Source organism: Flavobacterium sp. CG_9.1, assembly GCF_015751645.1.
In the GTDB taxonomy this organism is placed as follows: domain Bacteria; phylum Bacteroidota; class Bacteroidia; order Flavobacteriales; family Flavobacteriaceae; genus Flavobacterium; species Flavobacterium xanthum.
This window is the reverse complement of the sequence record NZ_JADOVC010000010.1, coordinates 107,922-119,629: the sequence shown is the minus strand read 5'-3', so window position 1 is coordinate 119,629 and position 11,708 is coordinate 107,922. Positions and strand designations below refer to the sequence as shown.

At 32.3% G+C, this 11,708-nt stretch carries 12 protein-coding genes; 4 read left to right on the top strand and 8 right to left on the bottom strand.

Annotated elements, in window-relative coordinates; all coding sequences use genetic code 11:
- Positions 1 to 288, top strand: a 288-nt coding sequence (locus IWX83_RS07550; protein ID WP_196828797.1) for a transposase, incomplete at its 5' end; no start/stop codon positions are given.
- Between the two features lie 228 nt (positions 289 to 516).
- On the opposite strand, the gene IWX83_RS07545 is transcribed toward IWX83_RS07550, so the two are convergent.
- Positions 517 to 936: an Lrp/AsnC family transcriptional regulator gene (locus tag IWX83_RS07545; RefSeq protein ID WP_073351161.1), complete on the bottom strand. Its 420-nt coding sequence runs from the start codon at positions 934 to 936 to the stop codon at positions 517 to 519.
- Positions 937 to 1,042: 106 nt separating this feature from the next.
- Between IWX83_RS07545 and IWX83_RS07540 the strand changes: the two genes are divergently transcribed.
- Both IWX83_RS07540 and IWX83_RS07535 read left to right on the top strand, forming a co-directional pair.
- Positions 1,043 to 1,762 (top strand): sulfite exporter TauE/SafE family protein, encoded by a 720-nt coding sequence (locus tag IWX83_RS07540; RefSeq protein WP_073351163.1) that lies wholly within the window; start codon positions 1,043 to 1,045, stop codon positions 1,760 to 1,762.
- Between the two features lie 117 nt (positions 1,763 to 1,879).
- Positions 1,880 to 3,091: a multidrug effflux MFS transporter gene (locus tag IWX83_RS07535; RefSeq protein ID WP_196828803.1), complete on the top strand. Its 1,212-nt coding sequence runs from the start codon at positions 1,880 to 1,882 to the stop codon at positions 3,089 to 3,091.
- A gap of 178 nt (positions 3,092 to 3,269) precedes the next feature.
- On the opposite strand, the gene IWX83_RS07530 is transcribed toward IWX83_RS07535, so the two are convergent.
- The 3 genes from IWX83_RS07530 to IWX83_RS07520 all read right to left on the bottom strand — a co-directional run bounded on the left by IWX83_RS07530 (position 3,270) and on the right by IWX83_RS07520 (position 5,130).
- On the bottom strand, positions 3,270 to 3,851 hold the full coding sequence (locus IWX83_RS07530; RefSeq protein ID WP_196828795.1) for a TIGR00730 family Rossman fold protein: 582 nt from the start codon (positions 3,849 to 3,851) through the stop codon (positions 3,270 to 3,272).
- Positions 3,852 to 4,502: 651 nt separating this feature from the next.
- Entirely contained in the window at positions 4,503 to 4,808 is a 306-nt protein-coding gene (locus tag IWX83_RS07525) for a helix-turn-helix domain-containing protein (RefSeq protein WP_196828793.1), read from the bottom strand.
- A complete protein-coding gene (locus IWX83_RS07520) occupies positions 4,792 to 5,130 on the bottom strand; it encodes a type II toxin-antitoxin system RelE/ParE family toxin (protein WP_073351169.1) in 339 nt (112 codons plus the stop codon). Before IWX83_RS07520 ends, IWX83_RS07525 begins: the two co-directional genes overlap by 17 nt.
- Positions 5,131 to 5,571: 441 nt before the next feature.
- Between IWX83_RS07520 and IWX83_RS07515 the strand changes: the two genes are divergently transcribed.
- Positions 5,572 to 6,579: an IS110 family transposase gene (locus tag IWX83_RS07515; protein WP_196828791.1), complete on the top strand. Its 1,008-nt coding sequence runs from the start codon at positions 5,572 to 5,574 to the stop codon at positions 6,577 to 6,579.
- A 96-nt stretch (positions 6,580 to 6,675) separates the two neighbouring features.
- On the opposite strand, the gene IWX83_RS17450 is transcribed toward IWX83_RS07515, so the two are convergent.
- The 4 genes from IWX83_RS17450 to IWX83_RS07495 form a co-directional block, all read right to left on the bottom strand.
- Entirely contained in the window at positions 6,676 to 8,133 is a 1,458-nt protein-coding gene (locus tag IWX83_RS17450; protein WP_370568396.1) for a Helicase associated domain protein, read from the bottom strand.
- 8 nt (positions 8,134 to 8,141) lie between these two features.
- The gene (locus IWX83_RS07505) at positions 8,142 to 8,330 is read right to left on the bottom strand and encodes a hypothetical protein (RefSeq protein WP_196828787.1); all 189 of its coding nucleotides are present in this window, start codon (positions 8,328 to 8,330) and stop codon (positions 8,142 to 8,144) included.
- 241 nt (positions 8,331 to 8,571) lie between these two features.
- The gene (locus IWX83_RS07500; protein WP_196828785.1) at positions 8,572 to 9,909 is read right to left on the bottom strand and encodes a DEAD/DEAH box helicase; all 1,338 of its coding nucleotides are present in this window, start codon (positions 9,907 to 9,909) and stop codon (positions 8,572 to 8,574) included.
- Positions 9,910 to 10,126: 217 nt separating this feature from the next.
- Complete coding sequence (locus IWX83_RS07495; RefSeq protein ID WP_073351180.1) at positions 10,127 to 11,671, bottom strand: DEAD/DEAH box helicase; 1,545 nt, start codon at positions 11,669 to 11,671, stop codon at positions 10,127 to 10,129.
- Between the last annotated feature and the right edge of the window lie 37 nt (positions 11,672 to 11,708).

Genomic DNA, 11,708 nt, shown 5'->3' with positions numbered 1-11,708 from the left:
GACAAATGGACTGGATATAATCCATTAAAAAAAGAGTTTGATTTAAAACAGATTAAGAGTGACAAAGGAAAATCTTCAAAAGAATTACACACTATAATTCATCAAGTAAAATCTTGGTTGAGAAGTACTTTTTCTTGGGTTCATAAAGAGCATATTCAGAAGTATTTAGACGAGTTTAGTTACCGAATTAATAGGTCAATTTACAAGGAAAAAATATTTGACCTACTTATAAACAGAATGATGAATACTCAAAAGGTTTTATATCAAAATATTATAATAAGTAAATAAGTGAACACCTCGAATAAATATTAAAAGCATCACCAGTATGTGTTGCTTTTTTTATGAACGCAATTCTAGGACTTGCATGAGTTTCAATATTTTCTATTTTACATAATATAAATTATAGTGCATTTATAAGCAATTGGAAAGCAGGAGGAATTCATATCTTTGTTAAGTCCATCTAGAAATCTAGAAAACCTCCTTAGTAAATGTAAAATAATCAAACTTAATATAGATTTATAAATTCTTCAAATCAGATAGAATTAAGTGTGTTGTAGGTTCACCATAAAGCAAAAGTCTGTCAATAAACTGTTGCAAGTGCAATTGATCTACTAGTATCACTTTCATGAAAATATTATGAGTTCCTGTAATTCGGAAAACCTCGCCTATTTCAGGAAATTGTTCTAATTGTTCACAAAATATTTTTAGCTTCCCGCTGAACAATTTAAACATGATGAAAACTTCTAAACCAAATCCAAGTTTTCTATTATCAAGTTGAACATTATATCCTTTAATAACTTCAGTATCTTCTAATTTTTGAACGCGTTCTCTTACTGATGATGGTGAAAGTCCAACTTGTTTTCCTATTTCTACAAACGAAGTTCTAGAGTTCACCTTTAAACTTTCTATTATTTTTAAATCAACGGTATCAACCATAAATAAAGTTTTAATTTCGGCTAAAATACATTTAAAATATGAGAAAATGATGCTAATTCCATTGATTAAATTTTATGTTCTTACTGTTGTATTCTAATTTTGTAGTATGGATTTAATGTTACTTTTACTTATTATTGGAATTTTTTTAGGTTTTTTTATTCAAACGATTAGCGGTTTTGCTGGTGCTTTGGTTGCTTTACCCTTTTTGCTTCTTGTGATGCCGCTTACAGAAGCGGTTAGTTATATTTCTATATTCTATTCTTTATCTTCTCCAATTTATTTTTACAAAGAATGGAAAAATATGGATAAACCCTTGCTAAAAAAACTAGCGATTACTTCCTTTTTTGGAATCCTTATTGGTTCGATCGTTTTAATCTATGGTCAACCAATATTATTAAAAAAGGCGCTTGGTTTGTTTATTATCTTATTTGTTTTGAACAGTTTAAGAATTAAAAATAAGCAGCCATTTGGTTTTATGATCCAATCTATTTTAGGTCTTTTTGGTGGATTTTTTTCTGGCGTTTTCTCTACAGGTGGCCCCTTATATGCGATAATTATCAAAAATGAAACCGATGATGTCAAAGTTTTTCGCGCCACAATGTTTGGAATTCTGGGATTAGTCTCCATGATGCGCATAGCAGTTTTGGTATTTGAAGGCATTTTAACCACTACTGAATTACATAATTCGTTGTATGTTTTACCTTTTTTTATAGCAGCGTTGATTTTAGGAAAGATGGTTTACTTAAAATTAAATGAGGAATTTTTAAAAAAATTTATTTTAGGATTGCTTTTTTTATCGGGTACCGCATTATTGCTCAAAAGTTAAAGGAATTTTAGTAATTCAAATTTATTTAATCTTACGCTTTGATATAGATAATTAGCACCTTTAATTAATTTACCTTTGCAAAAATATTAAAAACCAATTTTGACTACAAATACCACAATTACAAAGAAAAAATACATCAAATTAATTCTAATATTGGGTTCATTAACTGCTTTAGGACCTTTTTCTATAGATATGTATTTACCTGGTTTTGCCGGGATTGCCAAGGACTTGAATACTTCAGTTGCCAATGTTTCAATGACTTTATCCAGTTATTTTATAGGAATTTCAGCAGGACAATTACTTTATGGACCGTTGTTAGACCGTTTTGGCCGAAAAAAACCACTCTTTATTGGTTTGTTAGTGTACATAGCAGCATCCTTAGGTTGTGTCTTTGTAACTGATATAGATACTTTTATTGGGTTGCGTTTCATTCAAGCCGTTGGCAGTTGTGCGGCAACTGTAGCTTCTGTATCTATGGTTCGTGATTTATTTCCTGTGAAAGATATTCCAAAAGTATTTTCCATGTTGATGTTGGTCGTTGGGCTTTCTCCAATGCTGGCACCTACAATTGGCGGTTACGTAACCGAGGATTATGGCTGGCATACCGTATTTTTTATCTTGATGTGCATGGGAATCGTAATTCTTATTGCAGCGCAGATTATTTTACCAAATACCTATTTGCCAGACACTTCTATTTCACTTAAACCCAAACCAATTATTACTAATTTTATTAAGATTCTGAAAGAACCACAATTTTACACCTACTCTTTTGCAGGAGCCATTGCGTTCTCTGGTTTATTTACCTACGTGGCCGCCTCTCCTATTTTATTTATGGATATATTTAAGGTCGATGCCAAAACTTATGGCTGGATATTTGCGTTTATGTCATTGAGTTTCATAAGTGCCAGTCAATTGAATTCGTTGCTCTTAAGAAAGTTTAATAGTGAACAAATGATTTTAGGAGCCTTACTTTCACAAACCGTAATTAGCGTTATATTTCTAATTTTAGCAGTGAATGATCTTTTAGGATTGTATGAAACTATCACAATGTTATTTTTATTTCTGGCTTGTTTAGGAATTTCAAACCCGAATACAGCAGGACTTACCCTTGCTCCTTTTGCTAGAAATGCAGGAAGTGCCTCAGCGCTTATGGGTGCTATTCAGTTGGGATTAGGTGCTTTTGCGTCTTTTGCAGTGGGAATTTTTGTCACCAATTCCATGTTGCCTATGGTGATGATTATGACGGTTTCAACCGTTCTGGCGTTGCTCATTTTAATTCTTGGAAAGCGAAATATTAAAAAAATAGTTACAATTTCAGCAGATGAATAAATGACACCAGTAGATTAATGGTTTGTAGTAAGAGCGTAATAACAGTAGTCAATTTTTTTTATTATTAGAAAAGAAGAATAATTGAAATTTCATTCTTTTTTAATTTACTCCTCAACACGCGGCTATTCTTAATTGAAGGAATTTTAAAACTGTAGTTGAAAACGTTTGTAAATTGTCGTCATAGGGTTTCTTTATTAATCCATTTTGTAACTACAGGAGCTTTATAGTTTTTCATATTATCCAGTAAATCATTAATGTTATCGCTAACTAAAAGCATTTGTTGATTGACGGCTTTTAACAATCCTTTATCTACCATGGTCTGGATTAAAACGATTAAAGCGTCATAAAAACCGTTTGTATTTAAAAGGCCAATAGGTTTTTTATGCAGTCCAAGTTGTGCCCAAGTGAGCATTTCAAATAATTCTTCAAGTGTACCGAAACCACCTGGCATTGCAATAACGCCGTCGCACAGCGCATTCATTTTTGTCTTTCTTTCGTGCATCGTGTCTACTATAATTAACTCTGTCAAATTGGTATGTGCAATTTCTTTGGATTGCAAAAAGAACGGAATAACTCCAATGACTTTACCTCCTTCGCTCAACACGCCATCCGCAACTGCTCCCATAAGGCCAATATTTGCGCCACCATAAACTAATTCAATGTTTTGTTTAGCTAATGTTTGACCCAATAAGGTCGCTTGTGATTGGAAAACTTCGTCTGTTCCCATGCTGGAACCGCAAAAAACTGTAATTCTTTTCATTGTAATTGTTTTTGTATAGTAGGAAAAGGAAACTTTTAATTGATATTTTTATGGTGGTTTGTGATTCCGACAAAGGAGACCCGAGAGTAAAACTCGAATAGGCTTAGCCAATTTAATTACTTGCTCATGTTATGTGAAATCCAGTTCATTATTCCCCTTTCAAACGCCACGAATCTTTTGATCTTATACCTTGTTATTTTTCTATTAAAGATAAGGTCGTCTTAACTAATGTAAAAAACACCTTATTACCTGTATTTTAAACATCAAAGATTGTTGCTAAAGTCATTAAGATTATAGTTGTTAATAAAATTACTATTGAAAGAAAAGAGCTTGATTTTTTTAAAAAATTTTCCAAATACCATCCTTGGATATTAAAAGCAAGCATTACAATTGTTAAAATAATTAAAGGAATAGTTATTAATTCGAATATTCCACTAAAAAAGTTATTTAAAACGATATGTTTAAATGATTATGTATATTAAACATGCAAAATAAATAAAACAACTGCTACTTAATATTAGATTTATGTTTCTTTTCATATTTATGTCTTAATATATAATCAGCGCTAATGTGGGAGCATCGGACATGTAATTTCGCGCTAACTTCGCGTTGTTATATCCTAGCGATCTGGATTCATTGTTTGTATGCTCACTATAGTTTAATTGATAATTCCAAATGGCCACCTAAACCAAGTTCAACAATTTTTTGTAAGGTAGAAAATCGGGCTTCTTTGACATTATTTTCAATTTTTGAAATGTAAGACTTTGTAGTTCCAACTTTATCGGCAAGCTCTTCCTGAGTTAATCCTTTTTGAAGTCTTGCATCATGAATCATTGTACCAATTTTAAAGTTGATAAAGCCTGCTTCAAGTTCGTCACGTTTCTCAGTTCCTACAGCTCCGTAATGTTTAGTTTTAAACTGATCGAGTGTTTGGATAGATCTATTTTTCGTTTTCATATTCCTTTTTTATTTTAATTGCTTTTTCAATTTCATTTTTGGGAGTCTTTTGTGTCTTTTTTTGAAATCCATTCGTAAGAATTACTAATTGGCCTTCATCAAAAAAACAAAAGATTCTAAAAATATCACTTCCTTGCTGAATTCGTATTTCAAAAAGTCCGTCTGTATTTTCAATATGTTTAAGATACGTTTCGGGAATTCTATCTAATTCTTCAATTAATTCCAACGTCCAAATAATTTTCGCCTTGACTTTTTCACGCTGCCTGATAAAGAATTCTTCAAAGTAATCTTTAAAAAAAATTATTGTTCGTTTCTTACTCATTTTACAAAGATATAAAAGTTGCACCAAAGTGAAACTTATATTTGATGATTTTATAGTGTATTGTCATTTCGACGGTGGAGAAATCTTCATCAGTTGCTCATGGTATTTGATTTCTCCTTCATAGAAATGACAATATAAACGTAAATTTGATTAACGGTTTTTATACCTGCATACTATTGTACTATGGCTAGCAGGATTCTCATGTTGGGCAAGGAATGCAATTCCGCCTTTACTTTGTATTTGACAAAAAAACATTAAATTTATTCAAAGGAAAACAGAGGTGAACTATCAAATCCGCCAAGTTTATGACTTATTTAGCGCATTAGTCCTCTGTCTTCTCCTTGAATCCCGTTGAATTGCTTCAAATAGAATGATAGACATCAAGGTCTAATAAAGGCTCTAAAGAAGTTCAACATTTTTGTTTATCCTAAATTCAAAGTTATGAAAAACTATTTATTTTACGTAGGTATTGACATTTCAAAATCAAAATTAGATGTAGTTATTTTAAAAAAAGAAGCACCCAATGTAACTAATCATTTCATTGTCGAAAACAACTTAAAAGGTATTAAAGAAATTTTAAAAAACTTAATAAAACAGAAAATAGATTTGACTACTGTTTTGTTTTGTTGCGAAAACACGGGTATTTATACATTTCCTTTGAGTAGCCATTTATCTGAAATCAACCTTGATTTCTGGGTAGTTCCAGCCATAGAAATCAAACGATCTAAAGGAATTTCCAGAGGTAAAAATGACAAGGCAGATGCAAAAGATATTGCTTTATATAGTATTCGAAATATCGACAAACTAAAGCTTTCGACTTTGCCTGAAACGGTAATTCAACAGCTGAAATTGCTTTATACTGAAAGAGAAAAAGTGATGAAATCTTTTAAGATTTTTAAGGCTATAAAAGAAAATGTTGATTTTATGCCCAAACAAGTTTACAAAACAATCGTAGGAATAAATAATAAAACGGTGAAATTTTTAAAAGCAACATTAAAAGCTATTGAGAAGGAAATGAAAGCAATAATATCTAATCAATTGGAATTGAAAAATCAATTTGAATTGATTAAAAGTGTTCCTGGTATTGGGGATAAAACTGCTATTTATATGCTCATTGCAACAAGAGGATTCACGGCTTTTGATAACGCAAGAAAATTTGCTTGTTACGCCGGAACTGCACCTTTTGAATACAGTTCGGGTTCTAGTATTAAAGGACGAACCAAAGTGAATCATATGGCAGATAAAAAGATGAAATCAATATTACAAATGTGTGCTTTAGTTGCCGTAAAACATGATCCGCAACTCAAAGAATATTATGAAAGAAAAAAAGGTGAAGGTAAGAACGCAATGCTGGTTTTAAACAATGTAAAATGTAAAATTATTGGTCGTGTTTTTTCTGTAATTAACAGACAAACTCCCTATATAAATACATATAAATTTGCCTGTTAAATTTTAAATTTTTTTTTGTTTTTTATCATAGAATGCGCTAACTTCACTTTGCGATATCTGAGCGATCTGGATTCTAGCTGTTGGCAGATATTACCTTTATGTCCAATCAAAACCTATTTCATTCAACCTATCTATTCTCCATTTTCCCTCTTCAGACTTATCATCTTTATAATTGTATTTGATGCTAGCTTTAATTTCTAACATTTTACTAAATCTAATATCTCCCCGAACACCTTTTCCATCTGGATATTCTTTTTTAAATTCTAAATAAGTTGCAATAAATTTTTCAAGATTTGCTTTTCTGATGTTTAGTTGATAATCAAAATCAACTCCAAGGTCAATTAACCACTCTTCACGTTCTTTTGTTAATTTTATTATTTCTCCATTTGCTTTTTTTCTTCCAGTATTCCTTAAAGTTCTTTGGTCATTAACCCATTTACCTAATTTTTTTATTTCTAAATCTTTATCTATTTGCGATGGATTTGCATTTCCAGTTTTAGTTTTATACTCTTCTAGTTTAAAATAATTTTCAAACCATTTTCTATCTAGTGGAGTACCCGAAATTTTAGAACCGAATGTTTCCCATAGAAAATTGATTTCATTCATTTTTTGCTCCTCGTATTCTGTCCAAATTGGAGGACGTATTCCTTTTCTTCTTAATTTTTGTAATGCACACCACGTTCCTAATGAATAATAAGGACTGTTTTGATTTTTAGTTTGAGGAATATGTGCGAAATCTATTTTATGTTTCGTTTTGTATGCTACTAAATCCTCAAAACGTTCCTTCCATCTTATTCGACTTTTGACAAGTTTTCCATCTTCAAATGGAAAATCACTTTCTTCAAGTTGCTGCATTATAAAAAGTGGAATTTCTCTATTATTATTGATGAGATATTTTATATTTCTAAACCAAGTAAATAAAGTTCTATCATCTGTGTCTTTTTTGACAACTCCGCCGCTTTTAGGATTATTTTTTTTATATTCTTTCCATCTTTCAAAAAGTATTGGAAATTTTTCTAAAGAGTTGGCTGTAAATTGTATATCATAATCTCTGTCATTTTCTAATTCTTCAGGTAAATCTAAATTACCTAATTCTAAATTTTTAAGATTCAGTTTTTCCATTTCTGGAAAAAGTTCTAAATTTTCTAAATTTTCAATTTCTTCATCGCTTTTAAAACGAGTGTTTATTTCTTTTATTACAAGACCTTGAGATATCAATATCTCTAAAAATTCAGTTGTCAGTTTTTCTATATTTTGATGAGTTTTATTTAATAAATCTTCAAAATAAAGTTTGAACTGATTTATGATTTTTATTCCCTGAGCGTCACTTGTCCTAAAATTTAATGAAATTGGACCTTCTACATTTATAAATAGTCCAGAACTGGTTAAATTAGTAGAGCCGATAATTAATCTATTCCAATTTTTTCCCTCGAATAGAAAAATTTTAGGATGAAAAATCATTGCGGATTGTGTGTGAAAAATATACGTTTCAATTTTATTTCGTATAAGTTCCTGTAATGCATCTTTTGATGTTCCATTATCGTCAACACCAATGAAGAAATTTAATTTTTTATATTTTTTTTCGCAATATTTATGGATGGAACAAGTTTATTTACGCCTGCGTAAGATGCGAACGCTACTAATCCAGTGAAACTATCAAACTTATTTTCCCCAAACGAAGTTACTAAAATATTTCCAACTGTATTTTCGTTTTTAGGGTCTAATCCGTGTCCAATGAAATTAACTTGCATAATTTATTTAGGTGTTTTAGCTGTTTTTTTTCTGCGATTCGAGGGCATTTTTGCCGTCTTGCATATTAGACCCATAAAAGAGGCTATTATTTGTTTAGCTAAAATATAAAAATTTTATTACAAATCATCCAGTAAAATCCTTTTCTCTATAATTTTTATCTAAAACAAAACCATAAAAAAAACCATTGCCCTGCTTTCTCAAGCTTTGCAATGGTTTTTCAATTATAAAACAAAATAGTTGTTATTTCATTTTTTGTCTTTTTACCGGTTTCTCTGTCGGTTCGTTTTTGTTTTGCAACAAATAATTAGCCAACAATTTTTCGATTAATTCATCTTTAGTCAAATGATGGAAAACGGTTTTTATTTTAGTTTTCAATTCCGCATCCACCTCATGGTTGGGTTTGGTTTTGAAGATTTGTTTTGCCCATAAAAGGGCGTTGTTTTCTTCGATGCTTAGCGAGCTTGGTTTTTTGAACTCGGTGAATTTAATTCCCAGTTCTTTTTCAAAATCGGCGATTTCTGAGACTTCTTCGGGTTGTAAAACGGTTAACGAAAGTCCCTTTGCTCCTGCTCTAGCCGTTCTTCCGCTGCGGTGCACATAGGCTTCATACACATCAGGTAAATGGTAATTCACCACATACGAGATTTCCTTAACGTCAATTCCTCTAGCAGCTAAATCAGTAGCTACTAAAATATTGATATGTCCTTCACGGAATTGCTCCATGATTCGGTCACGGATTCCTTGTGATAAACTGCCGTGCAAAGCGCCTGATGAAAATCGATTGATGGCTAAGTTTTTGGCTAATTTATTAACCGCCGCTTTGGTTTTACAAAAGATAATACCGCGTTCTCCTTCTTTCGAATTCAAGAAATGCATTAAAACATCCAGTTTTTCAATAGGATCTACCACAATATATTCGTGGTCAATACCTTGATTTCCTACCGTTTCCATGTTGGCACGAACTTCTACTACATTTTTATGTAAGTAATTCTGAACCAATTGTTTGATTGTTCCGGGCATGGTTGCTGAGAACAAAATTGTTTTGTGTTCTTTTGGCAATTCGGCAACAATTTCGTCTAAGCTTTCTTTTAAGATGGTTACCATTTCATCGGCTTCATCGAGCACTAGGAATTTGGTTTCTTTCAAGTTGATTGCTTTGCGCTGAATCAAATCGATTAAACGACCTGGAGTTGCCACCACAATGTGCGTAGGCAATGCAAGTCTTTCGATTTGTGGTTTTATTGGAATTCCACCGCAAGTTGTTGCAATCGAAACTTGTGGTAAAAATTTAGCAAAATCTTCTAAGTTTCTAAAAATTTGGTGTCCTAGTTCGCGTGTTGGAACTAAAATCACAGCTTGTAGTATTGGTAAAGCAGTATCAATTAATTTTAAAATAGGCAATCCAAAAGCCGCCGTTTTTCCGGTACCGGTTTTAGCTAGTCCAACCAAATCTGTTTCATTAGCTAATAAAAGTGGAATTGTTTTTTGTTGAATTTCTGTTGGTACCACAATTTTCATTTCGGTAAGCGCTTGTACTAATGGTGCTGAAATTCCTAAATCAGAGAATTGTTTTGGCATTTTTTTGGATTTTATATTTTAAAAAAAAAGTTGTTGTATTATGGTAATTTTTAGCCCCGATGGAAACGACATCCTGTTGTGGCGGGGTTCGCCACAACAGATATAGTGTATAGCGGGATTAGCTCCTAAAAACGGATCTCGATACATTTTTTGTTTGCTTCGCTACACAAAGAACACTCGAACTGACGTTATTGATACTAAAACCTGAGCGTTAGTGTTAATCTTCGTCCGGTTCGTTCATGATTTTTTCCCGGTATTTCTTCCCGGTTAACAATATCAGTTTCAATTTGTAATCGTCAACAAGCCACTCGCGGTAATTTTTACTACACTGACTTAAACATTTTGAATAGCGTTTGATGCGGCAATCAATGTCATCCTCTAACAATTTTCCTAATATTTTGGCCTCTTGCAAAGTATCCGAATTATCTACACACATAGCAGCGTGTTGTTCTAAGGATTTTTCTAGCACTTCTTTGGAACGCAAATTTTGTTTAATGATGAGTTTGTGCTCTTCATCAACATCAAAGGCTACAACGGCCGTTTTACTAAATTTTTCACGTAATTCAGGAGGCATACTGTATTTAAAATACAATTCAATTTCCGTATCATCACGTAAATTTTCCAAGTAAAACTCGGGTGATTTAAAGATGTGTTGCCAGTTGACCGGCTCGCTCCACAGTCCAAATCTTGCGGCATTATTTCCTAAATCGATCACGTTAAAAACATCTTTATTAGGCAATTTTCTGGAACCACGACCAATCATTTGATAGTATAATGTCAAAGATTTTGTCGCTCTATTCAATATTATAGTTTCTACTGTAGGCTCATCAAAACCGGTGGTAAGAATCCCAACCGATGTTAAAATAGCATCCGGCGTGTGTTTGAACCAATGTAAAATATCTCTTCTCTCCTCGTTATTGCTGGTATTATCTAAATGGCGAATCGCATACCCGGCTTCTCTAAATGTTTCATACACATATAATGATGTATTGATTCCATTATTGAAAATTAGGGTTTTCTTACCTAAGGATTTTTCCGTGTAGGCGTGCAACAATTTTTCCTGCATGGCCATATTGGTATATAAATCATCTGATGATTTTACCGTATAATCTCCGTTGATTCCTACTTTTAGTGACGTTAAACCCACATCATAACTATAGGTAACTGCTTTTGCCAAAAATCCATTAGCGATCAAAGAGCTAATGGTGTCTCCTACGATTAATTCATCATAGCTTTCATGCATTGGCAACTTAATATTAGAACTTAATGGAGTTGCTGTAACCCCTAAAATAAAGGCGTTTTTGAAAGAGCTCAATAATTTTCTAAAGGAATTGTAATGCGCCTCATCGATGATTACCAATCCTACATTATCTAAATGTAGTTTTTCATCGTTGATACGGTTTTTCAACGTTTCAACCATGGCAACAAAACAAGAATAATCGTTTTGGTCCGGAAGTTCTTTTACTTTACTGTTGATGATTTTGTTTTTTACGTCAAAACCCTTCAACATTTTTGAAGTTTGCTTGCACAACTCAATTCGGTGTGTTAAAACAACTACTTTTTTATCATGTTGTGATAAATAACGGCGCACGATTTCTGAAAAAACTACTGTTTTTCCGCCACCAGTAGGCAACTGGTATAATAAATGGTGCTGAGGAGGTGCATTATCTATGCGTTCAAATATGGCATCAATATCGCCTTTTTGATAGGCGTAAAGTTCTTTTTTGTCTTCGATTTCTATTTCTGAAGTGTTTTGGGACATTGCTTATTGTTGGATTTTTGCAAAAATACGCCTAAAA

What these genes read in the sequence shown, in the direction of transcription:
- IWX83_RS07545 (WP_073351161.1), bottom strand. Translation starts at nt 936, where the DNA reads ATGGTTGATACCGTTGATTTAAAAATAATAGAAAGTTTAAAGGTGAAC.
- IWX83_RS07540 (WP_073351163.1), top strand. Translation starts at nt 1,043, where the DNA reads ATGGATTTAATGTTACTTTTACTTATTATTGGAATTTTTTTAGGTTTT.
- IWX83_RS07530 (WP_196828795.1), bottom strand. Translation starts at nt 3,851, where the DNA reads ATGAAAAGAATTACAGTTTTTTGCGGTTCCAGCATGGGAACAGACGAA.
- IWX83_RS07525 (WP_196828793.1), bottom strand. Translation starts at nt 4,808, where the DNA reads ATGAAAACGAAAAATAGATCTATCCAAACACTCGATCAGTTTAAAACT.
- IWX83_RS07520 (WP_073351169.1), bottom strand. Translation starts at nt 5,130, where the DNA reads ATGAGTAAGAAACGAACAATAATTTTTTTTAAAGATTACTTTGAAGAA.
- IWX83_RS07515 (WP_196828791.1), top strand. Translation starts at nt 5,572, where the DNA reads ATGAAAAACTATTTATTTTACGTAGGTATTGACATTTCAAAATCAAAA.
- IWX83_RS07505 (WP_196828787.1), bottom strand. Translation starts at nt 8,330, where the DNA reads ATGCAAGTTAATTTCATTGGACACGGATTAGACCCTAAAAACGAAAAT.
- IWX83_RS07500 (WP_196828785.1), bottom strand. Translation starts at nt 9,909, where the DNA reads ATGCCAAAACAATTCTCTGATTTAGGAATTTCAGCACCATTAGTACAA.
- IWX83_RS07495 (WP_073351180.1), bottom strand. Translation starts at nt 11,671, where the DNA reads ATGTCCCAAAACACTTCAGAAATAGAAATCGAAGACAAAAAAGAACTT.